At 69.7% G+C, this 23,808-nt stretch carries 21 protein-coding genes and 1 tRNA gene; 13 read left to right on the forward strand and 9 right to left on the reverse strand.

The window, feature by feature from the left end; all coding sequences use genetic code 11:
• Positions 1-193 precede the first annotated feature (193 nt).
• From INT49_RS13275 to INT49_RS13300, 6 genes are all read left to right on the forward strand, one after another.
• Positions 194-1,540, forward strand: a complete 1,347-nt coding sequence (locus INT49_RS13275; RefSeq protein WP_193118230.1) for an ABC transporter substrate-binding protein — start codon at positions 194-196, stop codon at positions 1,538-1,540.
• Entirely contained in the window at positions 1,537-2,700 is a 1,164-nt protein-coding gene (locus INT49_RS13280) for a carbohydrate ABC transporter permease (protein ID WP_319021618.1), read from the forward strand. The genes INT49_RS13275 and INT49_RS13280 overlap by 4 nt, the downstream gene beginning before the upstream one ends.
• Positions 2,697-3,551 (forward strand): carbohydrate ABC transporter permease, encoded by an 855-nt coding sequence (locus tag INT49_RS13285; protein ID WP_193118231.1) that lies wholly within the window; start codon positions 2,697-2,699, stop codon positions 3,549-3,551. Before INT49_RS13280 ends, INT49_RS13285 begins: the two co-directional genes overlap by 4 nt.
• 194 nt (positions 3,552-3,745) lie before the next feature.
• Complete coding sequence (locus INT49_RS13290; RefSeq protein ID WP_193118232.1) at positions 3,746-4,822, forward strand: Gfo/Idh/MocA family protein; 1,077 nt, start codon at positions 3,746-3,748, stop codon at positions 4,820-4,822.
• Positions 4,819-5,550 carry a dTMP kinase gene (tmk, locus tag INT49_RS13295; protein WP_193118233.1) on the forward strand — a complete coding sequence of 244 codons (732 nt, stop codon included), beginning with the start codon at positions 4,819-4,821 and terminating at the stop codon, positions 5,548-5,550. The genes INT49_RS13290 and tmk overlap by 4 nt, the downstream gene beginning before the upstream one ends.
• A gap of 20 nt (positions 5,551-5,570) precedes the next feature.
• The gene (locus tag INT49_RS13300) at positions 5,571-6,779 is read left to right on the forward strand and encodes a DNA polymerase III subunit delta' (RefSeq protein WP_193118281.1); all 1,209 of its coding nucleotides are present in this window, start codon (positions 5,571-5,573) and stop codon (positions 6,777-6,779) included.
• Positions 6,780-6,820: 41 nt separating this feature from the next.
• On the opposite strand, the gene INT49_RS13305 is transcribed toward INT49_RS13300, so the two are convergent.
• From INT49_RS13305 to INT49_RS13320, 4 genes are all read right to left on the reverse strand, one after another.
• Positions 6,821-8,122 (reverse strand): DUF3027 domain-containing protein, encoded by a 1,302-nt coding sequence (locus INT49_RS13305; RefSeq protein ID WP_193118234.1) that lies wholly within the window; start codon positions 8,120-8,122, stop codon positions 6,821-6,823.
• 4 nt (positions 8,123-8,126) lie between these two features.
• Positions 8,127-8,513, reverse strand: coding sequence for a cold-shock protein (locus INT49_RS13310; protein ID WP_193118235.1), 387 nt, complete (start codon positions 8,511-8,513; stop codon positions 8,127-8,129).
• A 309-nt stretch (positions 8,514-8,822) separates the two neighbouring features.
• The gene (locus INT49_RS13315; protein ID WP_193118236.1) at positions 8,823-9,521 is read right to left on the reverse strand and encodes an NUDIX hydrolase; all 699 of its coding nucleotides are present in this window, start codon (positions 9,519-9,521) and stop codon (positions 8,823-8,825) included.
• The gene (locus INT49_RS13320) at positions 9,518-10,228 is read right to left on the reverse strand and encodes an endonuclease III domain-containing protein (protein ID WP_193118237.1); all 711 of its coding nucleotides are present in this window, start codon (positions 10,226-10,228) and stop codon (positions 9,518-9,520) included. Before INT49_RS13320 ends, INT49_RS13315 begins: the two co-directional genes overlap by 4 nt.
• Before the next feature lie 156 nt (positions 10,229-10,384).
• On the opposite strand from INT49_RS13320, the gene INT49_RS13325 reads away from it, so the two are divergent.
• Positions 10,385-11,062 (forward strand): Crp/Fnr family transcriptional regulator, encoded by a 678-nt coding sequence (locus INT49_RS13325; protein ID WP_076808401.1) that lies wholly within the window; start codon positions 10,385-10,387, stop codon positions 11,060-11,062.
• Positions 11,063-11,307: 245 nt separating this feature from the next.
• On the opposite strand, the gene INT49_RS13330 is transcribed toward INT49_RS13325, so the two are convergent.
• The 4 genes from INT49_RS13330 to INT49_RS13345 form a co-directional block, all read right to left on the reverse strand.
• Positions 11,308-12,138 (reverse strand): MBL fold metallo-hydrolase, encoded by an 831-nt coding sequence (locus tag INT49_RS13330; protein ID WP_193118238.1) that lies wholly within the window; start codon positions 12,136-12,138, stop codon positions 11,308-11,310.
• 7 nt (positions 12,139-12,145) lie between these two features.
• Complete coding sequence (locus INT49_RS13335) at positions 12,146-12,664, reverse strand: RidA family protein (RefSeq protein ID WP_193118239.1); 519 nt, start codon at positions 12,662-12,664, stop codon at positions 12,146-12,148.
• 4 nt (positions 12,665-12,668) lie between these two features.
• Positions 12,669-12,839, reverse strand: a complete 171-nt coding sequence (locus tag INT49_RS13340) for a DUF4177 domain-containing protein (protein ID WP_264298765.1) — start codon at positions 12,837-12,839, stop codon at positions 12,669-12,671.
• A gap of 252 nt (positions 12,840-13,091) precedes the next feature.
• The gene (locus INT49_RS13345; RefSeq protein ID WP_193118240.1) at positions 13,092-13,394 is read right to left on the reverse strand and encodes a WhiB family transcriptional regulator; all 303 of its coding nucleotides are present in this window, start codon (positions 13,392-13,394) and stop codon (positions 13,092-13,094) included.
• Between the two features lie 767 nt (positions 13,395-14,161).
• On the opposite strand from INT49_RS13345, the gene INT49_RS13350 reads away from it, so the two are divergent.
• From INT49_RS13350 to INT49_RS13375, 6 genes are all read left to right on the forward strand, one after another.
• Complete coding sequence (locus INT49_RS13350; RefSeq protein ID WP_193118241.1) at positions 14,162-16,561, forward strand: penicillin-binding protein; 2,400 nt, start codon at positions 14,162-14,164, stop codon at positions 16,559-16,561.
• A 1-nt stretch (position 16,562) separates the two neighbouring features.
• A complete protein-coding gene (locus INT49_RS13355; protein WP_193118242.1) occupies positions 16,563-17,501 on the forward strand; it encodes a metallophosphoesterase in 939 nt (312 codons plus the stop codon).
• 57 nt (positions 17,502-17,558) lie between these two features.
• Positions 17,559-17,632: transfer RNA gene (locus tag INT49_RS13360), tRNA-Pro, on the forward strand.
• Between the two features lie 688 nt (positions 17,633-18,320).
• The gene (locus INT49_RS13365) at positions 18,321-19,319 is read left to right on the forward strand and encodes a C40 family peptidase (RefSeq protein WP_319021620.1); all 999 of its coding nucleotides are present in this window, start codon (positions 18,321-18,323) and stop codon (positions 19,317-19,319) included.
• A 375-nt stretch (positions 19,320-19,694) separates the two neighbouring features.
• Entirely contained in the window at positions 19,695-21,104 is a 1,410-nt protein-coding gene (locus tag INT49_RS13370; protein WP_193118244.1) for a beta-N-acetylhexosaminidase, read from the forward strand.
• A 1-nt stretch (position 21,105) separates the two neighbouring features.
• A complete protein-coding gene (locus INT49_RS13375) occupies positions 21,106-21,717 on the forward strand; it encodes a LytR C-terminal domain-containing protein (protein WP_193118245.1) in 612 nt (203 codons plus the stop codon).
• Positions 21,718-21,789: 72 nt separating this feature from the next.
• Here INT49_RS13375 and INT49_RS13380 read toward each other — a convergent pair whose 3' ends face one another.
• Positions 21,790-23,754, reverse strand: a complete 1,965-nt coding sequence (locus INT49_RS13380) for an Ig-like domain-containing protein (protein WP_193118246.1) — start codon at positions 23,752-23,754, stop codon at positions 21,790-21,792.
• Positions 23,755-23,808 lie beyond the last annotated feature (54 nt).

Here is a 23,808-nt window from a genome sequence, read left to right on the forward strand (position 1 = left end):
CCTCTCCCGCCCGACAGCCATGACCGGAATGTCAGGAATCGTCCCCGTCACGGTCACAGCTGCTCACCACGGGTCACGAGGTGGTCACAGGGGGCTTCAGAATCGTGTTCGCAGAGCCGCTATGGCGCGATCACCTGCGGAAGCGGCCTACAGTGTGACCAAGAGCTCGTTGTTGACTCACGAAGGAGTGATCATGGATCGACGTCTCAGCCGGCGCACGATCATGACCGGCGCCGCGGCCACCGCGGCACTGGGGATGACCGGATGCCTGCAGAACCCTGACCCCAGCGGCGGCGGAGGTGGTGGCGGGGGCGAGAAGTACCAGCCCGGCGACACCCCCGGAAACGGCTCGGTGAGCATCCTCGGGGCCTTCGGCGGCCAGGAGCAGGAAGCCTTCATGGCCTCCCTCGAGAAGTTCGAGGCCGATGCGAAGATCACCATCAACTACACCCCCGACAAGGACTTCACCAACACCATCCAGCAGCGCGCCGGAGCCGGCGACGCACCGGACATCGCCCTGTTCCCGCAGCCCGGCGGCATGTTCGACCTCGCCGGGAAGGGGCTGATCACGCCGATCGACGCGTTCCTGGACTACGACGCCCTGAATTCGACCCTGATCCCCGGCTTCCTCGACTCCGCACGGTTCGAGGGTCGCGTCTACGGCGCCCCGATGCGCATGGCCTGCAAGTCGCTCATCTGGTACCCGAAGAAGGCGTACGAGAAGGGCGGCTACTCCGCGGAGCCTGCCACCATGCAGGAGCTCACGACGATCACGGAGAAGATCAAGGCCGACGGCATCGCACCGTGGTCCGACGGCTGGGACGACGGCCAGGCGACCGGCTGGGTGGGCACCGACTGGATCGAGGAGTTCATGCTCCGTGTGCACGGTCCGGTCGTCTACGACGACTGGACCAAGCACCGCATCCCCTTCAACGCCAAGGAGGTCGTCGAGGTCTTCGACATCGTTGGCGAGCTCCTCAAGGGCAAGGGCAACGTGCTGGGCGGGACCGACGCGATCATCAACACCCCCTTCTCCGAGGCGCCCCTTCCCCTGTTCGAGGATCCGACCAAGGCGATGCTCGTGCGCCAGGGCAACTTCGTCACCGGCTTCTTCCCCGAGGACATCCAGGCGAACATGGACGACGAGGTCGGTGTGTACGCGATGCCCACCTGGGAGGGCGGCTTCGACGGCCAGCCGATCCTCGGCGGCGGCGACCTCGCCTCGCTGTTCACCCTCAACGACGACACCGTGAAGGTCATGGAGTTCCTGACCTCGGATGCCTTCGGCGGCGAATGGGCGGCGGCCGGTGGCTGGCTGAGCCCGCATCGCACCTTCGACCAGTCCCTGTACTCCGACTCGATCACCCGGCAGGTCGCCGAGATCGCGTCAGGGGCGGCGGTGTTCCGTTACGACGGCTCGGACCTCATGCCGACGGCCGTGGGCGGCGGATCCTTCTGGACGGGCATGGTCCAGTGGCTGCAGGGCACGAAGACCTCTCAGGAGGTCTGCGACGAGATCGAGGCCGGGTGGCCGAAGTGACCACCACGGCCCCCACTCGTCATGGGTCCGACGGTGCAGCGCCTCTGGAGCGGAACGAGCGCAAGAGCTCTCCGGCCCGTCCGGCGCGGGTGATCATCGGTGCGGTCGGCATGGCCGTCACGGCCTGGTTCGTGTGCAACGCCTTCCTCGCCTTCGCGTACTACCCGCAGTGGTTCGCGAACTCGGGGATCCTCGTCGGGGTCCTCGGGCTGGTCATCGGCATCGGCGGCTCGCTGCTGTTCTTCTACTTCCTGAACCTGTGCATCGAGGGCTTCCCGTCGAGGTTCGCCGAGGGGCTCATCCCGTACGCCTTCCTGCTGCCGGGATTCAGCCTCATCGCGGTGTTCCTGCTCTATCCGACGGTCCAGACGATCATCTACTCGTTCGCGAACGATGATTCGACGGCCTGGGTGGGGCTGGACAACTACCGGGCGATCTTCAGCAGCGGCGCCTTCTGGTCCTCCCTGCTGAACAACTTCCTGTGGATCCTCATCGTCCCGGTCGTCACCGTGGCGTTCGGCCTGGCGGTCGCGGTCCTCGCAGACAAGCTCTCCCCCACCGGGGAGAAGACGGCGAAGTCGTTCATCTTCCTGCCGATGGCGATCAGCTTCGTGGGTGCGGCGACGATCTGGGGGCTGGTTTATGCCTACAACTCGCCCGGTGAAGCACAGACCGGCCTGCTCAACGCGATCGTCACCGCCCTCGGCGGGGATCCGCAGCCCTGGTACCAGATCGACACCGCGCGGCTGAACTCGCTCGCGCTCATGGTGATCCTCATCTGGCTGCAGACGGGCTTCGCGATGGTGCTGCTGAGCTCCGCGATCAAGGGCGTCCCCGAGGACACCGTCGAGGCGGGCCGGATGGACGGCGCCAGCGAGATCCGGATCTTCTGGCAGATCATCTTCCCGCAGGTGAGGACCACGCTCATCGCCGTGCTGATCACGGTGCTGATCCTGGTGCTGAAGGTCTTCGACATCATCTACGTCACCACCAACGGCCTGTACAACTCCGACGTGATCGCGAACCTCTTCTTCCGCAAGCTGTTCACCGATCAGCAGGCCGGTCAGGCCTCGGCCGTCGTCGTCGTGCTCCTCCTCCTGGTGATCCCGATACTGATCTACCAGGTCAAGAGCTTCAGGGACCAGGAGGCGAACCGATGAACGGGACCATGAAGGACGGGCGCAAGCGCTCGCTCGTCGCGACCATCACCATGCCGCTCCTGGCACTGCTGTGGACGATCCCCACGCTCGGTCTGCTCGTGACGAGCTTCCGTTCGCGGGAGGCCGCCGCCTCGACGGGCTGGTGGAGCAGCCTCTGGGAGGGCGGCTGGACCTTCGACAACTACGCGACGGTGCTCGGGGATCCCTCGATCTCCGGCTCGTTGATCAACTCGATCGTGGTCGCCGTGCCGGCCACGGTGCTGCCGATCATGTTCGCCGCCTTCGCGGCGTATGCGTTCACGTTCATCGAGTTCCGTGGCAAGGACTTCCTGTTCATCGCGATCGTCGCGGTGATGGTGGTGCCGATCCAGGTGTCCTTCCAGCCGATGCTGGATCTGCTCGGGCCGCGCGGGCTCGGGATCAACGGACAGTTCGTGGCGGTGTGGATGCTGCACACCGGCTTCGGCATGCCGCTGGCGGTCTACACGCTGCGCAACTACATGGCGACCCTCCCGACCTCGGTCGTGGAGAGCGCGAAGATCGACGGGGCCTCGCACTTCCAGACGTTCTGGCGGCTGGTGGCACCGATGTCCTCCCCGGCGATCGCCGCCTTCGCCACCCTGCAGTTCCTGTGGGTGTGGAACGACCTGCTCATCGCCAAGCTGTTCCTGGGCGGCGGCGACAACAAGACGGTCATCGTGAGCCTGCAGCAGATGCTGGGCACCCAGGGGCAGGGCGCCGAGCTCCTGACCGCCGGCGCCTTCGTCTCCATGGTGATCCCGATGCTCGTCTTCTTCGGGCTCCAGCGGTTCCTGGTGCGCGGCATGACAGCAGGCTCTGTCAAGGGCTGATCGACGTATCGCGAGGTACGAGGGATAGGAGATCAGCCGATCGAGCAGAGCCTGATCGACGTATCGCGAGGTACGAGCGATAGGAGATCAGCCGGAAGTCAAGGGCTGATCGACGGATTGCGCCGACGGCGGACCTTTCTCCACAGCGACCCCGACACCCCCGCGGTGTCGGGGTCGCTGGGTAGATTGGACCCATGAGCGAGTCCGACGCATCCCGAGGCAGCGACGCAGCGCCCACCCTGGCCCTTCCTGCCTCCACCGTCCCCGATCCGGCGGCCGCCCCGGGCCTGCGCTGGGGCGTGATCTCCCCGGGGCACATCGGTGATCAGTTCACGGCGACGGCGCACCGCGCGACGGCCTCCCGCGTGGTCTCCGTCGTCTCCCGCTCCCAGCAGCGGGCCGAGGACTTCGCCGCGAAGCACGGCATCGAGAGCGCCTTCGACGCGGTCGAGGAAATGCTCGCCGCGGGCGGGCTCGACGCCGTCTACGTCGCCTCCCCGCACGCGCAGCATCATGAGCTGACCCGTCCCGTCCTCGAGGCCGGCATCCCGGTGCTCGTCGAGAAGGCCTTCACGCTCAACGCCGGCCAGGCCCGTGACCTGCTGGGCCTCGCCGGTGAGCGCGGCGTGTTCGCCATGGAGGCGATGTGGGCACGCTTCCTGCCCCAGTACGACGTGCTGCGCCAGGTGATCGCCTCCGGCGTTCTCGGCGACGTCATCGAGGTCGCGGCGGATCACGGGCAGACCTTCCCTGCTGATCCGTCCCATCGCATGTACAACCCTGATCTCGGGGGCGGCGCACTGCTCGACCTCGGCGTGTACCCGATCTCCTTCGCGCAGATGGTGCTGGGCGATCTCTCCGGCCTCGCCGTGCGCGGTGACCTCACGGATACCGCGGTCGATGCCTACTTCGGCCTGCTCGCGACAGGGTCCGAGGGCGGTCGCGCCCGGCTCTCCTCCACCCTGCTCGCCCGCACCCCGACCGAGGGCGTGGTCAGCGGCACCGCAGGGTCGGCCCGGCTCTCCGGGGCCTTCTTCGCCCCGGGGACCCTCACGGTGTCCCTGCACGACGGCCGCTCCGCGACGTTCTCCCATCCCGGCGAGCCCGGTGACGGCATGGCGTACGAGATCGCGGAGGCCGCCCGTCGGATCTCCGCCGGGGATCTCGAGTCGCCGCTGATGAGCTGGGCCGATACCCTCAGTGTCATGGAGACGATGGATGCCGTACGCGCCGAGCTCGGCGTGGCCTACCCCTCGGAGGCGCACCCATGAGCCTCCTCGACATGTCCCGCGGCCTGCGCATCCCGGCGCCGCATCCGCCCAAGCGGGGAGTATTCATCTCCTTCGAGGGCGGCGAGGCCGCCGGCAAGACCACGCAGATGCAGATGCTGCGGGACCACCTCGTCACAGAGCGCTTCGTCGCCGAGGACCTGATCCTCACCACCCGCGAGCCCGGCGGCACCGAGCTCGGCGCGAGCATCCGCGAGCTGCTGCTGCACGGCGAGCACGTCGACCCCCGCGCCGAGGCCCTGCTGTACGCCGCGGACCGCGCCCACCACATCGCCACACTCGTGCGGCCCCATCTGGCGCGCGGCGGCCTGGTGCTCGGCGACCGCTATCTCGATTCGTCGATCGCCTATCAGGGAGCAGGTCGCTCCCTCGAGCCCGACGAGATCGGATCGCTCTCCCTGTGGGCGGCCGACGGGCTCCTCCCCCACCGCACGATCCTGCTGGATGTGCCCACCGATGCCCTCGACGAGCGCCGGGTCTCCGCGGACCACGATCGTCTGGAGAAGGCGGGCCAGGACTTCCATGCCACGGTGCGCCAGGAGTTCCTGGACCTCGCCGCCGCCGATCCCGAGCGCTTCGCCGTCATCGACGGCACCCTGCCGCGCGAACAGGTCCACGCCCAGGTGCTCGAGGCCGTCAACGGGGTGCTGGGCATCTTCGACCCGACCTTCGAGCCGGCACCGCCCACGAAGCACCGGGACGAGATGTGACCGCCCCCAGCACGAACGGGATGTCCGGGAACGCTCCGACGGCCGCTGATCCCGCCGTAGCCGGCCACGCAGCTCCCGGGGGAACCGCGCCCGGGGTATGGGCCGACGTCGTCGGTCAGGACGCCGCGGTCGCCCAGTTCCGTCGGGCCGCCTCCCCGCAGGGCTCCCTCGCGCAGGCCTGGCTGATCACCGGGCCGCCGGGCTCCGGCCGGTCCACGGCGGCACGCGCCTTCGCGGCGACCCTGCAGTGCGAGACGGGCACCGGCTGCGGGCACTGCCGCAGCTGCCGGACGGTGCTGGCGAACACCCATCCGGACGTCACCGTGGTCGCGACCGACAAGCTCTCCATCGCGAAGGAGGAGGTGCGCGAGCTGGTGATGACCGCCCAGCGCGCCCCGGCGACGGGGCGGTACCGGGTGCTGATCGTCGAGGACGCCGACCGCATGAGCGCAGGCACCTTCAACGTGCTGCTGAAGTCCATCGAGGAGCCTCCCCCCTCGACCGTGTGGATGCTCTGCGCCCCGTCGGCCGAGGATCTCGCCCCCACCATCAAGTCCCGGTGCCGTCTGGTGGCCCTCTCGGTGCCGCCCTCCGACGTCGTCGCCGAGCTGCTGCGGCGACGGGACGGCGTGGACGAGAACCTCGCGATGCGCTCCGCACGCGCCGCGCAGGGGCACATCGGCCTCGCGCTGCGCTACGCCACCCAGGAGGGCGCCCTCGCCGCCCGTGAGGAGTCGGCCCGCACGCTGCTGGGACTGCGCGGGGCGGGTGAGGCCGTGCTCGCGGCCCAGGCGCTCGTGGACCGCGCCACGGCGGAGGCGAAGGCCCATGCCGACACGGTCGCCGTGGAGGAGAAGGAGCGCTTCCTGCGCTCCGCCGGCATCGACGACGGCAAGGTCCCGCCCTCGCTGCGCTCCCAGGTGCGACAGCTCGAGGAGGACGCCAAGCGACGCCAGACCCGCCTCGTGCGTGACGTGCTGGACCGCTATCTGCTCGACGTCCATTCGGTGCTGCGCGACGTGCTGAGCCGTCAGCTCGGCAGCGGCAGCGAGCTGGTGAACGTGGAGGTCGCCGACGAGATCGAACGATCCGCGGGCGGCGGCTCGGCGAAGACCACGCTCGGGCTGCTCGAGGCGGTGCAGGAGACGAGGGCACGCATCAGCGGGAATGTTCCCCCGCTGCTCGCGATCGAGGCCCTGCTCGCCCGCCTGGCGGTCTCGCAGCGCTGAGGCCCGCTCGCCTCTGAGCTCACCTCGAACTCACGCCGAGCTCAGGCCTCGGTCGGAGCCGCGTCCCCATCCTCGGAGGCAGCCGGGGCATCGCCTGCTACACCCGAGGCATCGGTGTCGCCCGTCGACTGCGCCGGCGCGTCGGCGTCACCCTCCGGAGCAGCGTCCGCCGCTGGAACGTCGTCTGCCGCCGGAGCAGCGTCCGCCGCTGGAACGTCGTCTGCCGCCGGAGCAGCGTTCGCAGCGGGAGCTTCCGCCGCGGCCTGCTGGACCTCGGGCGTCGCGGCCTGCACGTCCTCGGCGGAATCCGCCTCGGGCACCTCTGCAGCGGACGCGTCGGTCACGGGGGCGGCGGTCGCCGGAGCGTCCGTCGCAGGCACATCGGTCGCCGGGGCATCCGTCGCAGGCTCCTCCGGCGTGGCCTCGCCCGTCGCGGGCCCGACGGTCACGACAGCGTCGACAGGCTTCTCGGCAGCATCCTCGGACGTTGCGTCCGGCGCCGCATTCGGCGCGGCGTCCGTCGTCGCCTCCGAGGCTTCGTCGGAGGCGCTCGTCTGGAGCTCGACGTCGAGTTCATCGACCACGACGCCGCCGGCGCGCGGGATCTCGCGGTCGGCCTCCTCCTGGCCGGTCTCGGAGTGCGACCCGCAGCCGAAGCCCAAGTGCACGACCTTGCCGTCGGCCGGGGACCACTCGTTGGTGCACACGCCGAACTCGCCGCGCAGCGAACCGGAGAGCTTCGAGAGGAACCCGCAGCTGGAGCAGTTCGCCGAGATGGTTCCGCGACGGCCCCGGCCCGACGTCTCCCGCGGGCCGAAGTCGCCATCGATCCACCGCTCAGCGGCCTCGGCGCGCCCCTGCGGGGACAGCACGCGCGGGCGGCCCAGACCGAGCTCCCACAGCGCGACCGCGTCGGCGTCCTCCTCGTCGGTGGCCTCGTAGCCCTGCTCGAGCCGCGGGTCCTCGTCGCGGTACGGGAGCAGGTCGTCGGCGCCGATGTCCTCGGGCTTCAGACGCTCCGACCAGGGCTCCCACTCGGGAGCCAGGATCGCGTCCTCACCCGGGAGCAGTGCGGTCTCCGCCACCGTGGCGGCCTTGGCGCGCGCCGCACGGGTGACCACCACGACCCAGGACCATCCGCGATATCCGGGCATCGTGCACTCGAAGACATGCGTGACGATGCGGTCCCCGCTGGCCTCGGCACGCAGGTGCTCGCCGACCTGGCCTGGCTCGGTGACCTCGAGCAGCGCTTCGCGCGCGAGCTCGACGGCATCAGCCGCCACCGCGTCCAGCCGGGGCCGGGCGGTGCGGGGGCGACGGGGGGCGGTGGTCGGCTGGGTCATATGTTCAGGCCTCGAAATTATCGGCGACGGCACGGAGCACGGTGGAGATCTTCTGCGAGTGCCCGCGATCGGGGTAACGGCCCTGGCGGAGGCCGTTGGATGCATCGTCCAGCAGACGGATGAGGTCCTCGACCATCCCCGCCATCTCGTCGGGCTTGAGCCGGCGCGCACGGCTGACCGACGGAGCGGGCTCCATCAGCTGCAGCGACAGCACCTGCGGGCCACGACGGCCATCGACCATATCGAACTCGACCCTGGCCCCGGGACGGAGCGCGGTGGCTCCCTCGGGCAGGTTCGAGGCGTGCACGTACACGCTCTGACCATCCTCGTCATCGAGGATGAAGCCGAAACCCTTCTCGGCGTCGTAGAACTTCACCTTGCCGCGTGGCACGTGGATCCCATTCCTTGTCTGCTGATGTCGGTCTGCTGGTTCAGGTGCCCGGGCGATCACGGATCCGCTGGGGATCCGACGGAATCCGTACGTTCCCCGGGCGTGCCGGAGACCGTCCGGCAACAATCCAGTCTAGCGTGCGCGGCACCGCTCGGGGCGAGCGCCTTTCCCGAGTTCGTGACCGTGGCCACGGGCGTCGCCGCCCGATCGCCCGGGCGAGGGCTCAGCAGCGTCCGCGCGAGCCCTCAGCGTCCCTCTGGAGAGCACTCAGCGCCGTCGGACGGCCGCTCAGCGCCGTCGGCTGGGCACTCAGCGCCGTCGGCCGGGCGGTATCTCGCGGGTCGCGGCGCCCAGCGGCACCGGATCCAGGCCGACGCCCACCAGCATCTGCTCGAGGATCATCGCGGTGAACCCCCAGACGAAGGCGTCCCCGGGGAGGTCGAACACGGGGCCGACGCCCTGACCGAAGAGCAGCCCGCGCCACCGGTGGGAGGGGTCGGTGAGGGACCCTGCTCCGGTCAGCGGCGCCCACACCACACGTTCCACCTCGATCGGGTCCTGCACCCCGAGCTCGGGAACCGACGGGGACCAGCTCAGGACGGGCGTGACCCGCTGCGCGCGCCACGGCATCGGGATCGGGGCGAATGCCCCGATCACCTCGACATCCTGAGGGACCAGGCCGGTCTCCTCCTGAGCCTCGCGCAGGGCCGTGTGCACATCGTCCCGGTCGCCGGGGTCGGCTCCGCCTCCGGGGAGGGAGAACTGGGCGGGCTGCGAGCGCAGGGCATGGCCGCGCTCCTCGAGCACCACCTGCGCGTCGTCCAGCCCGGTGCCGGCGATATGGATCAGCACGGCGCTGCGCCGCGCCGGCGCACCGTCGACCGGTGGATCGCGGGGGTCGGCGTCGCGCCGCACGAGCACCTCGCCGCGGCGGGCCCGCTCGGCGAGCGGGAGGAGGAAGCCCGGCAGCGCGGCGGAGCGCCCGCCTCCGGGACGGAGTGCGGTCATGCGACACCTGCCTGCTGGGTCAGCCCGATGCGCGGACACACGTCCACGAGCACGCAGCTGCCGCAGTCCGGCGCCCGGGCGGTGCAGACGCGCCGCCCGTGGAGGATGAGCCGCAGGCCGAGGACCGTGAGGTCCTCGTCGGGGCTGCCGGTTCCGTCGGCGGCGACCCGGCCGACGACGTCGGCCTCGACCTTGCGCGGGTCGGTCTGCTCGGTCCATCCCAGCCGGCGCGAGAGTCGACCCACATGCGTGTCGACGGCGAGCAGGGAGTGGCCGAACCACGCGCCCCGCAGCACATGGGCCGTCTTGCGACCCACCCCGGGCAGTGCTTCCAGGGCGGTCTGAGAGTCGGGCACCTCGCCGCCGTGCTCGGTGACCAGGCGCTGCGCGAGGCCGATGATCCGACGCGCCCGGGTCGCTCCCATACCGAGCGGACGCACGATCTCGGTCACATCAGCATCGGCCGCCCCGGCGAGCGCTTCCGGATCGGGCCAGGCGGCGAAGAGTGCAGGGGTCACCTGGTTGACGCGCACATCGGTGGTCTGGGCGGACAGCACCGTTGCGACCAGCAGTTCGAAGGCGTCGGAATGGTCGAGCTCGGTGCGGGCGTCGAGGTGGAGATCGCGGAGCCGCGAGGCGACGATGCCAGCGTCGGCCGGTCCGACGGGGCGGCTGGCGGCACCCGGTCGAGCGCTGCTCTGCACCATGCGAAATGCTCCTCATCCAGCGTGTGACACATAACAGGGGCTTCGGCGCGATAGTGTTTGTCCATCATGTGACAGCCACCACCGAAGTTAGTGGCATCGGTCACAGGGAAGCACAGTACGGTCCCGGCAGTCGGGGCCCCACCATCAGGAGGTTCCGTGGACGAGAACATCGTACGGTCATCGCCGCTGTTCGCTGCACTCGACGAGGACGGCAAGCAGGCCGTGCTGGCGTCGATGAAGCAGGAGGACTATCACCGCAGCGCGATCATCTTCCGCGAGGGTGATCCCGGCGATCGGCTCTTCATCATCGGCTCGGGCAAGGTCAAGGTCGGTCACGCCTCCGGCGACGGCCGCGAGAACCTGCTCGCAGTCCTCGGCCCGGGCGAGACCCTCGGCGAGCTGTCGCTCTTCGATCCCGCACCGCGCAACGCGACCGCGACCGTGGTCGCCGAGTCGACGCTCTACTCGCTGTCGCAGCAGGACCTGTACCGGGTCCTCGCGCAGCGTCCCGAGGTCGGCCGTCACCTGCTCGCCTCGCTCGCGCGGCGCCTGCGCAAGACGAACGAGTCGCTCGCCGACCTCGTCTTCGCCGACGTCCCCGGTCGCGTGGCCAAGAACGTCCTCGACCTCGCGCAGCGCTTCGGTCGCCAGACCGACGACGGCGTGATGGTCGCCCACGGCCTCACCCAGGAGGAGCTCGCCCAGCTGGTCGGCGCCTCCCGCGAGACGGTCAACAAGGCACTCGCGGACTTCGCCTCGCGCGGCTGGATCCGCCTCGAGGCCCGCGCCGTCCTCATCTCCGACGTCGAGCGACTGCGCCGCCGCGCCCGCTGATCGGCACCTGTCGGGCGCACACGATCCGACACGCACGTCGAATCCCCCGTTTCGCACCGTGATGGTGCCGAAACGGGGGATTCGACGTTCTTGGGGAGCCGTCCGGGCCGTGCCGGGGTTCCAGCTGCACGCCAGGCGGAGTCGTGCATGGCCGCCGCGTCGGCAGTCCTGGCCCAGCGCGCCACCCTGGCCCGGCGCACCTTCCTGTCTCAGCGCACCTTCCTGGCCCGGCGCACCTTCCTGTCTCAGCCCGCCTCGGCGAGGTAGTCGAGCGTCGCCCGGAGATTCCAGCGGGCGGCCTTCTGCAGGGACTCGGGGAGATCCGACCCGTAGACCGATCGCAGCAGGCGCTCCAGCGTGAGCACCCCTGCGGTGCGGGCACGACGCACCTGGTCGATCCGTTCGTAGCGGTGCGCGAGGGCGGTCTCGATCGCCTCGAGCGCGGCGAGGGGGTCCTCGTAGGCCGGGCCGTGGCCGGGATGGATCGAGCCGATCCGCCCGTCCAGCGCCATCGCCCGCAGGATCGAGAGCGACTGCAGGTACTCGGCCAGGTTCCCGCCGTCGTCCGGCACGATAACGGTCGAGGAGCCACCCAGCAGCGTGTCACCGCTGAGCAGGCGGCCGCCGTCGACGAGCACGGCGACGGAGTCATCCGTGTGGCCGGGGAGGTGGATGATGTGCCCGACCGTTCCCTGGTCGCCCTCGAGGGTCGAGGGCAGGGGGCGGGAGCCGGGCAGAGCGGTCCGGTCCGCGGCCCACAGGGGCACGTCCCGCCCGCTGCGCGCGGACAGCTGACGGGCCAGGGTCGCGGCGCCGGCGGTGTGGTCGAGGTGACGGTGGGTCACGAGGACCCCCATCGGCCGCGCCTGCGCACCGCAGGCCACCAGCAGATCCGCGAGGTGCTCCGGGTCCTTGGGGCCGGGATCGATCACCCAGACCTGGTCCTGGTCGCGCAGGATGTAGCTGACGGTCCCGGTGAGCGTCATCGGGCCGGGGTTCCCGGCCCGGACCGCGATCAGCTCGACGGCGCCGACCTCCGGGTCCCGCTGCGGCAGGTCTTCGGATGCATCCGCCATGGCGCGCTCAGACCGCGGGGGCGGAGTCCGGCGCGGCAGGGCCGTCCAGCTCCACCAGCAGATCCAGTTCGACCGGAGAATCCAGCGGGAGCACGGCGACCCCGACCGCGCTGCGCGCATGCCGACCGGCGTCCGCGAAGATCTCGCCGAGCAGCTCGCTGGCGCCGTTGATCACGGCGGGCTGCGCTGTGAACGACGGGTCGGAGGCCACATAGCCGGTGAGCTTCACGATCCGCACCACGCGGTCGAGATCGCCGATCAGGTCCTCGATCGCGGCGAGTGCGTTGAGGCAGCTGGTCGCGGCGAGCTCGACAGCGCGCTCTGGGGTGACCTCCGCCCCGACCTTGCCGGTCTCGGGGAGTGCGCCGTCGATGAACGGCAGCTGTCCGGAGGTGTGGACCTGGTTCCCGCTCGCGACCGCCGGGACGTAGGCGGCGACGGGAGCCGCGACGGCGGGCAGGCTCAGACCCAGCTCGTCGAGCCGTGCCCGGACCCGCGTTCCTGGGCCCTGTGCTGGGGTGCTCATCGGCTCAACCCGCAGAGAGGGGACGCTTGAGGTACGCGACGAGATTCTCGGGGTTGGGTCCGGGGACGACCTGGACCAGCTCCCACCCCTCCTCGCCGTAGTTGTCGAGGATCTGCTTGGTCGCGTGGATCAGCAGCGGAACGGTCAGGTACTCCCAGCGGGTCATGGTGCTCATGGGGCGAGCCTACCGGCCGGACGCGACGACGGAGGGGTCGGGGCGCGCGCCCCGTCCAGAACCGTCAGCCGCGTCCCGAGCCACCGACCGCGTCCGGAATCGTCAGCCACCCGGCAAAGCATCGGCTACCCGGCGGCCGTCAGCCACCCGGCAGGTCATCGGCCGCCCGGCGGGCCGTCAGCCACCCGGCAGGTCATCGGCCGCCCGGCGGGCCGTCAGCCGCCCGACGTGCTCCCGAACGCCCGGGACCCTTCAACTGCCCACGGCCTCCTGCGTCGCGCGGCGCAGCACGGAGGACCAGTCGCTGACGTCAGGGTTCCGGCGCAGCAGCCGACGCCGCTCTCGCTCCGTCATCCCGCCCCACACCCCGAAGTCCACGCGGTTGTCCAGAGCATCGGCGAGACATTCAGTCCTCACCGGGCATGCTCCGCACGCCGTCTTCACTGCATGTTGCTCCGCGCCCTGCACGAAGAAGCCGTCCGGATCCATGGTCACGCACGCTCCGCGCGTCGCCCAGCTCGAATCCTCGGTGATGGGAATGGCCCCGATCGTCATGTGCATCCTCTTTCGGAATCCTCGTTGACCCGTTTTCTCTGACCACTGTATGGAGACGCACGCCACAGTGCAAAATTTGAGGCCATCGCGTGACCTTCGCGTGATAATCACGCCCGATATCCGGACCCCGTCGGCCCCACTGCCAGCTCCTGTATCGGCCACTCTGTCAGCCTCTCTCTCGGCCCCGTCTCGGCCTCACGTCGACCCCGCATCGGCCCCGCATCGGCCCCGCATCGGCCCCAGGCTCGCGCCCGGTCACCGATTCCACTGATCCGTGCCACCAGCGGGACGTTCTCGTGGAATGGATCGGCGTGTCACCCCAGCTGTCCAGCGCCTCGCCCCCGCCAACGCTTCCCGGCACCCAGCACCCAACACACGGCACCCAGCACCCAGCACCCAGCACTCAGCACCCAACTTCCGGCCCCGACGCCCATCTCCTTCCCCCGTCCCGGCAACCGGGCGTCCCCCCGGTCACCGATTCCACTGAACCGTGCCACCAGCGGGACGTTCTCGTGGAATGGATCGGCGTGTCACCCCGGCCGTCCCACGGCACCGCGACTCTGCGACCCCACGTCACCGCGACTCTGCGATCCCGCGACCCCACGGCACTGAGACTCCACGGCACAGCGACCCCGCACCCCTGCGGCACCGCTGCCGCGCGATCTCGCCGTCCCCGCACGTCTCGGACGTGCACCGAGTTCGTGAAGATTTCCTGAGCTTGGGCACGTCTCGTGGCCTCGCGGGTGTCCTCGCCGTACTGTTGGAGCATGGCCAGTACTCCGTCCAGCTCCGGTTCCGGACGCTCCCTCCCCGTCGCCCTGGCGCAGACCATCTACCTGCTGCTGGGGATGCTCGCCGTCTCCGCTCTGGCCGGGGTGCTCCTGGCCGCGTTCTTCCTGCCGGCGGTCTCCGCCTCCTCGAAGGTCGCCGAAGATGGCGTCGCGCTGTTCGAGTCGTATCCGACCGAGCTCGAGGTCGAGCCGTTGAACGAGGCCAGCCGCATCGAGGCCTCGGACGGCTCCCTGCTGGCGACCTTCTACACCGAGAACCGCATCATGGTGCCGCTCGAGGAGATCTCCCCGTACATGCAGCACGCGGTGATCGCGGTCGAGGACCGCCGCTTCTACGAGCACGGCGGCGTGGACGCCAAGGGCATGATCCGCGCCTTCGCCTCCAACGCGAGCGGCGGCGCGACCCAGGGTGGCTCCACGCTCACCCAGCAGTATGTGAAGAACGCTCTGCTCATGGACGCCGTCCAGAAGGGCGACCAGGAAGGGATCAACGAGGCGACAGCGCAGACGTACAGCCGCAAGGCGAAAGAGGCGAAGCTGGCGATCTCGCTGGAGAAGCGGTGGAGCAAGGACGAGATCCTCAACGCCTACCTCAACGTCGCCCAGTTCGGCCCCTCGCAGTACGGCGTCGAGACCGGTTCGCGGCACTACTTCTCGAAGAACGCGAAGGACCTCAACCCCGGTGAGGCGGCGCTCCTGGCCGGGATCACCAACGGCCCGAACCAGTACGACCCGGTCAGCCACCCGGAAGCCGGCGAGAAGCGCCGCAACGAGGTGCTCGGCGATATGAAGCGCGAGGGGTACATCACCGACGAGGAGTACGACAAGTACACCGCCCAGCCCGTCGAGGACATGCTCAAGATCCAGAATCTGCGGGCCGGATGCGCCGACGCCGGTGACGGCGGCTTCTTCTGCGATTACGTCACCCGCTCGCTGCTGAACGACCCGGAGTTCGCCCCGACCTACGAGGAGCGCCGCAAGCTGCTCTACGGCGGCGGGCTCACGATCAAGACCACCCTGGACCCGGAGAAGCAGGCCACGGCCAAGGACATCCTCCAGCGCAAGGTCCCCGGCGACTCCGAGAACGGCTTCGGTCTCTCGATCGTCACCGTCGAGCCGGGCACCGGCAAGATCCTCACCATGGCGGAGAACCGCACGTTCAATCCGTACCAGGACGCCAAGCCCGGCGAGACGGCGATCAACTACAACGTGCCGCAGGCCCTCGGCGGGTCGAACGGATTCCCCGTCGGCTCGACGTTCAAGCCCTTCGTGCTCCAGGAATGGCTCAAGAGCGGCCGCAGCATCCAGGACAAGGTCAGCACGAAGCGGGAGTCGATGCCGAGCTTCCCGGCGCACTGCCTGCCCCGGGGGGCCTGGCGTGAGCAGCCGGGATACAACCCCGACAACGCGGTCTCGGTGCAGATCGCGCCGATGGAGACCGTCCTGAACGGCACCAAGTTCTCCATCAACACCGCCTACGCGAACATGGCCCGCCAGATCGATCTGTGCGACATCGCCGACGGGGCGCGCGATATCGGCGCCATCCCGGGCAAGTACAACCCGTACGACAGCACCACCTGGGACATGGACATCGCCGATATGTACGGCCAGACCCTGGCCCCCTCCGCGGTGGTCCTCGGCCAGCTCCAGGTCTCCGCCCTCGACATGGCGGGCGCCTACGCGACCTGGGCCGCCGGCGGCACCTACTGCAAGCCGCAGTCCATCACCGAGGTGACGGACCGCAACGGCGAGGCGATGGGGATCTCCGGATCCGAGTGCCATCAGGTGGTCGACAAGAAGGTCGCCGACACCATGGCCTGGACCCTCCAGCAGGACCTCGAGGACCCCAAGGCCACCGGTAAGGGCAAGATCATCCCGGGCCATCCGGCCGGCGGCAAGACGGGCACCTCGAACAAGCAGTACCACACGTGGTACGTCGGCTTCACCCGTCAGATGTCCACCGCCGTGTGGTTCGGCCACCCCCAGGGCGACAAGCGTCCCGGCGGCTTCACCGTCGACGACACCATGCTCCGCAGCGGCCACGTCTGGGGCAACACCGTCTCCCTGCCCACCTGGCAGGAGTACATGACGAAGGCGCACGAGGGACTGCCGAGCAAGCCGTTCCCCGCCGCTCCGCCTGCGACCAAGACCCAGGCGAACGGGTCCGTGGAGAAGGGCAAGGTGCCCAGCGTGTCCGGCAAGTACCTCTCCGAGGCCAAGTCCGCGATCGAAGCCGCCGGGTATGTGCCGGAGGTGCGCAACGAGCCTTCCAGCACGGTCGGCAAGTGGTACGTGATCGGCACGGATCCCGCCGCTGGCAGCTCGCTGCCCGAGGGGGAGACCGTGGTCATCCGGCAGTCCACCGGACGGGGTTGAGATGCGGCCGCTCCTCACGGCCGCAGGTTCGGTGGGCCTCGCGGGACTCGGAGTCGGCGCTGCGGCGCATATCTGGGCACGCCACGTCGAGATCCACCGGTACACGCTGCGTGAGCTCACGCTGCGGATCCTCCCGCCGGGCACCCGGACCATCCGCGTGCTCCACATCAGCGACATCCACCTGGTGCCGGACCAGGAGCGCAAGATCGCCTTCCTGGAGTACCTCGGGGCGCTCAACCCGCACCTGGTCATCGACACCGGGGACAACATCGCCTCGGCCGCCGCGATCCCCGTGCTCGCCGAGGCCCTGGATCCGCTGCTGCGGCGCCCGGGCGCCTTCGTGATGGGCTCCAACGACATGTTCGAGCCCGCCCCGAAGAACCCTGCCCGCTACCTCCTCCCGGATCCTCGCCCGGACGGCATGACCGCACCGCGGGATTTCACCCTCCCCACGGAGGAGCTCTCGCGTCGGCTGACCGCTCACGGGTGGAAGGACCTCACCAACTCCCGCGCTGTGATCGAGCTCGGCGGGCTCGAGGTGCGTCTGGCCGGTGTCGACGACCCGCACCTCGAGCGCGACGAGATGCCGGCTCCGGCGGATCCGGCCCCCTCGGACCCTGCTCACGGCCACGTACTGCGACTGGGAGTCGCCCATGCGCCCTATCGCCGGGTGCTGGACGCCCTGACTGCCGATGGCTCCGACCTCCTCCTGGCCGGCCACACCCATGGCGGGCAGCTCCGCCTGCCGGGGTTCGGCGCGCTGGTGACCAACTGCGATCTGCCCCGGCAGCAAGCACGAGGCCTGTCCACCTGGCAGGACGTGCCGCTCCATGTGAGCGCCGGCATGGGCGCCAGCCCCTACTCGAACTATCGGCTGTTCACCCCACCCGAGGCGACCTTGCTCACGTTGCGCGCCCGCGAGGCGAGCACGGGTTCCTGACACTGCAGAACCCCTGCTAAAGTTTCTCTTCGATGCACCGCTTCGGCAGCGCATCACCGGGGTGTGGCGCAGCTTGGTAGCGCGCCTCGTTCGGGACGAGGAGGTCGCAGGTTCAAATCCTGTCACCCCGACCGGTTCTCAGGGCCGCGATGCTGGCAACAGCATCGCGGCCCTGAGTCATTCGCGCCTCCATCCACCCCGGGCCCGGCCTCCCGCGGATCATGAGCCTCCGGGCCATCCGAGCCATTCGCCTCTGGGCCGTTCACAGCCGAGGCCCTCACCCCTGAGCTGCTCGCCTCCGGGCCCTTCGCCTCGGAGCCGTTCACGTCCGGGCTGCTCTCGCCGGAGCCGCGCCTGGGAACAGTCGGCGCCCGCCGTCCGGCACACCGAGAGGGCGAGAACGGGCTCCTGAATTACATTGGTGTAACTATCACAGTGATGTCCGAATTGTGTGGACAACACGTCGAGGGTTCCAGATTTCTTGCAAAATCTTGGTAAAAACGTCGGACTTCCTGAGTAAAGCCACCTGTGGGCTGGAAACTCCCTGCACATACAGTGACCTGTGGTGCTGCCTCGAGCTGGGCACCGACCGAGTCGCCGCCTTCCCGTCACCGGCCCGGTCCCTTCCTCGCTTCCCTGGGTGACGGGCGCAGGTTTCTCACGCGCGCAGCGCGCGAGAATTCCACGAGGCGCCGGAGAAAGTGATCGCTGCAGATGTTCCGCACCGCAACTCGAGGTACGCACCGGGCAGCCGGCCGTGCCGTGATCGACTACCGGGGGCTTGCTGCTCCGGTCGGTCGAGGCGTGGGAGGTGTCGCCGTGATCGGCGCCGTCTCGGCCACCGCCGCCATCACGGGCACCGCCACTGCGACCGCGCAGCCCGCCGCCCCCGCGGCACCCCAGGGCACTGTGCGCGCCGCTGCACCGGCCGTCGCGCCCGCAGCCCCCACCCAGTCCAACTATTCGAGCGTCAAGCTGCGTCTCGGGGCTCGCGGCGATGCCGTGAAGCACCTGCAGAGCCAGCTGAACTCCCATGGCGCCTCGCTCCGGGTCGACGGATCCTTCGGCTCCTCCACCCTGCGCGCCGTCAAGGCTCAGCAGTCGTCGGCCAGCATCAACGTCGACGGCGTCGTCGGGCCGGTGACCTGGAACTCCCTCAGCGGCGGATCCTCGTCCTCGGACTCCTCGTCGTCGTCGTCGCAGCCGAAGCTGCGTCAGGGAAGTCGCGGCGGCGCCGTGAAGACCCTCCAGTCGCAGCTCAACGCCCGGGGCGCCTCGATCGCGGTCGACGGCTCCTTCGGCCCGGCGACCGCCTCCGCGGTCCGCTCCCTGCAGTCCGCCGCCGGCATCCGCGTGGACACCGTCGTCGGGCACAACACCTGGAACGCCGTCTACAGCTCGGTGCGCATCTCCAACAGCGCTCCCAGCCGAGATGACGACCGCGGACCGAGCACCGGGAACTCGATCAACGGGCAGGCCATCGTCAATGCGGCCCGCAGTCAGGTCGGGGTCGGCTACACGTGGGGCGGTTCCTCGCCCTCGACCGGTCTCGACTGCTCGGGCCTGGTGTACTACGCGTACAACCAGGCCGGCAACTCGATGCCGCGCAAGACCGCCAAGGGCTACACCTTCGGCGGCAGGATCATCTCGCAGTCCCAGGCACAGCCCGGTGACCTCGTGGCCTTCACGGGTAACGACTACGGCCACATGGGCATCTATGCGGGCAACGGGAAGATCATCGACGCCTCCGGCTCACAGCAGCGGGTCGTCGAGCGCTCCATCTGGGGCGCGCCGCATGTCTTCGTCACCTACCGCTGATCCTCGGACCAGCTGCACGGACTGACGTCCAGGACCACGACGGCCTGCTCGACGCGACAGCGTCAACGGGAAGGAGCAGGGCGACGTGAAGGAGCCCGGTCGGCACTGCCGACCGGGCTCCTGTGCGTCCGGAGTCCATCGGGCACCCGCGAGGTAGGGCGACCGACCACAGAACATCCGACGGCGACGCAGCGGGCAGCAGGCAGCAGGCAACAGGCAACAGGCAACAGGCAACAGGCAACAGGCAACAGGGAACAGGGAACAGGCAGCGCACTGGCTGATGCGGAGGTCTGCACAGCGGGCACGGTCCACCGTGACGGGCGTCTCATGGCAAACTGGGATCGACCACTCGATGTCGCTGTTCAGGAGAAGTTGATGCCCGACCCTCTCGCCCTCGTGCCGTACCCGCAGTCCGTCATCTGGTCGGACGGGACCTGGGAGACCAGTTCGCCGTGGGACGAGATCTCCGTCGGGATCACCGAGGACCTCCCCCGCACCGAGTACGCGCTGTCGATCTCCCCCACCGGGGCGAACCTCACTGCGGGCAGCGAGGCCGCCCTGGCCGACGGACGCAACACCTTCGCCCAGATCGTCACCGGCTCCGAGGGGTCGATCCCCTGCGTGACCATCAGCGACTATCCCCAGCACGCCTGGCGCGGCATGCACCTGGACGTCTCCCGGCACTTCTTCGCGGTAGCCGAGGTCGAGACCTTGATCGACGCGATGGCGCTGCACCGGCTGAACGTCCTTCACCTCCACCTGACCGATGACCAGGGCTGGCGGGTCGAGATCAAGGGCTACCCGAAGCTCACCGAGATCGGCGCCTGGCGCGAGCAGTCGCTCATCGGTCACATGAGCGGCGAGGAGTCCGCCTGGGAGTTCGACGGCACCCCGCACGGCGGCTTCTACACCCAGGAGGAGCTGCGCGGCCTCGTCGAGTACGCGCGCCGCCGCGGCATCATGATCATTCCCGAGGTGGATCTGCCCGGGCACATGCAGGCCGCGATCGCCGCGTATCCGACGCTCGGCAACTTCCCCGACCAGCGGGTGGGGGTGCGCGAGGTCTGGGGCATCTCCGACCACGTCCTCGGGGTCTCCGACGAGGTCTTCGACTTCCTCCGTGACGTGCTCACGCAGGTCGCGGACATCTTCCCGGCGCCCTACGTCCACATTGGCGGCGACGAGTGCCCGCGCGTGGAGTGGGAGCGCTCCTCGGCCGCCCGCACCCGGATGAACGAGTGGGGCCTGACCCGGGTCTCCGAGATCCAAGGCCGCTTCACGCAGTTCGCCGCCGACGTCCTCTCCGAGGCGGGCAAGCGGATCATCGCCTGGGACGAGGTGCTCGAGAGCCACCTCCCCGACGACACCGTGATCATGAACTGGCGCCACGGCAACGGGCTGAAGTCCGCCACCGGTCGCGGCTTCCGGACCATCATCGCGAACAACGAGCACACCTACTTCGACCACTACCAGGCCGATCCGAAGGGCGAGCCCCTCGCCATCGGCGGCCTCACCACGGTCAAGGACGTCTACACCGCCTCGTTCACCCCGCAGAAGCTCGACGAGGACCAGCAGAAGCTGCTGATCGGCCTCCAGGGACAGCTGTGGACCGAGTACATGCCCACCGCCGAGCAGGTCCAGTACATGGCGTTCCCGCGCATGTGCGCCCTCGCCGAGCGCGCCTGGGGATCGCCCGAGCAGAGCTGGGACGAGTTCGAGGAGCGCCTCCGGGCCCACCTCCCTCGCCTCGACGCGTTCGGCATCCGCTACCGCCCGCTGGACTGATATGTCCACATCCCACCGTGATGCCCATCCCTACGGGCGCTCGGCCGATGACGTCCGCCGACGCGAGCAGCGCGTCCGGCGGACGCGTCAGCTGCGTGCCACGCAGCTGGGCATCTTCTCCCTGCTCGCGCTGCTGCTCATCGGCGTCGGCGTGTACGCGGTCGGGCAGTTCCGTGAACCCGTCCAGGAACCCGGGGTGATCGGGGCGACGTCCGCCACCGAGGAGTCGACGGGCCTCACCTGCCCGGAGCCGGGCGCTGTCCCGCTGCCGCCGAAGTCGGTGACCGTCACCGTGCTCAACGGCACCGGACGCGGCGGGCTCGCCGGGGACATCACCGAGCAGCTCGCGGAGCGGGGCTTCGCGGTCGGGGACGCCGGGAACACGAAGAAGGCGAGCGGAGCCGCCACGGTGGTCTACGGCCCGAAGGGCTATCTCGCCGCCCAGTCCGTGCAGGCCCAGGTCCCCGACGCCGCCCTGCAGCTGGACGAGCGCGAGGACGAGACCGTGGACCTCCTGCTGGGCAACGGGTTCTCCACCCTCGTCGAGCAGAAGGACGCGACCGCCGCCCTCGAGGAGCCGGTCGAGATCCCCGAGGGCTGCCCGACGAGCTGATCGATCGGACGCTCAGGCGGACCCGAGAGGCTGGGGCGGGCCGGGCATGCTCCCGGCACCGCCCTTCGTCGCTCAGTCCTCCCAGCGGCGGCGCTCGTTCTCCATGCGCAGGCCGATCCACAGCGCGACGCCGCCGCCGAAGAGCAGCAGGGTCACGATGGTGCCGAACACCAGCGAGGTGGCAGGGGCCGAGGGCATCAGCCCGGAGAGCAGAGCGTTGATCCCGGTGACCTGGTTCGCCGACTCCTTTGTGCCGGTGAGAGCGCGGTCCACCTCCACCACGAGGTTCGCGGAGGTGGTGTTCCCCGTCGCGTCGAGCACCTCGTACCGGATCGGGGTGGTGCGGCCGAAGAAGCCGTCCTCGGGCATGAACGTCACGGCACCGTTCGCCATCACGGTGAAGGTGCCCTCCCCGGGGATCACCAGCCTCTTGCCGCGGCTGTCCGTGAGCTCGGTGAGGTTCGTCGCCGAGAGCGAGGCGATCTGCACCGACTGCGGGAGCAGTGCCTGTGAGGCGCTGCCGGCGGTGTCGTTGCCCAGCAGGTCCACGGTGACCGAGGTCCCCGGCGCGGTGCGCTCCTCGTCGTCGCGCATCGTGGCGAGCTCGGGGGCGAACCGAGCCGTGAGGGACGCACGGACCTCGTTGTCGGCGAAGATGCCCTGGGCGGTGATGCCCACCGGTTCCGCCCGGCCCGTGAACCCCTCCACGGGGGTCATGGTCACCGCGCGCGCCTCGAAGTCGATGTTCCACGTCCCCTCGCCGTCGACGACCGCTGTCGTGCCGTCGTCCGAGATCTTCGCCCCCGGTGGCAGCGAGTCCGGATCGAACCGGAGGGATTCCGAGCGGACGTCGCGCACGCCCGTGGTCAGGTCGAACTGGACCACCGATCCGGGTGTGGCCGCCGCGGATCGGTCCATGAGCATCGGGTAGGCGGTGCTGAGCAGCGCGACCGCGGAGGTCGCGCCCTTCCCGTCCCCGCCGGAGATGCCCATCGGGGCGGCATCCTGCACTTCGGCGCTCTCGGGGGAGAAGCGCACCGTGGCGCTGGCACGATCCAGGGTCCAGGAGCCCTGCCCCGGGACCACCACTGTCGTGCCCTCGTCCGTGATCTCGACGTTCTCCTCGCCGGTGAGGGGCACCAGCTCCAAGGTGCTGGGGTCGATGAACTGCTGGCCCTCCCCCACCACGAACAGGATGTCCTCGCCGTAGGGGGCGGACCAGTCGAGGTCGGAGATGATCGGGACGGTGAGCCGGGCCTCGATCGCGCGCAGCACAGTCCCCTCCTCGTCCTGGACGACCAGTCGCATCGGATCGACCTGCCGGCCCAGTCCCGGCCCTGCCGGCGCGTGGCTGAGCGTGTTCCCGTCCGCCGAGAGCTGCCAGATGCCCTGGTCGGGAACGATCGCACGGCTCCCGTCCGCGACGAGCGTCGACCCCGGAGGCAGCCCGGCCAGCTCGAGGCGGGCCTTCCCGCCCTCCGGGATCTGCCCGTCCAGCGGGATCTCCGTGTTCTGGCCGGCCGAGCCGCGCACCGGGATGTTCTCGAGCTCGACCAGCTCCGGGGTGAACTCCGCGGGCCGTGACCGCACGTCGTGGAGGCCCTCGATGGTGAGCGAGATCGGGACGGCGGGTCCCTCGACCCCTGCCAGCGGGGTGAACACCAGATCGGCCCCGAGCAGGGTCCAGGTTCCCTCTCCGGCCACGGTGAGGCTGCGGCCGTCCTCCGCGACCTCCATCAGCCCCTGGACGGCGGGGTCGCTGTCCTCCGGGACGGCGAGGAGGGCGGTGCTGAGGTCGACCTCGGCCTCGAGCTGGTCGTCGATGAGCGCGCCCAGCGGAACGTGGGTCACCGCCCCGGGCACCATCGCAAGGGTGTCGGTCTCGGCCGGGAAGTCGAAGGGGCCGTCCTCGCCCAGAGCTGCGGCCGGCAGGGTCAGGGACGCCATGAGCGCTCCGGCCGCGCACAGCGCGGAGACGCGCGCGGCGGCCTGTCGCAGGCCCGCGCGCGAACAGGGACGCGACGTCGGCTCGGGCACGTCCTCAGCGTAGCAAGCGAGCAGGGTCCGCCGACAAAGTGGTCGGGTCCCCGT

Origin of the sequence: Brachybacterium tyrofermentans (genome assembly GCF_014897585.1) — a bacterium.
Lineage (GTDB): Bacteria > Actinomycetota > Actinomycetes > Actinomycetales > Dermabacteraceae > Brachybacterium > Brachybacterium tyrofermentans.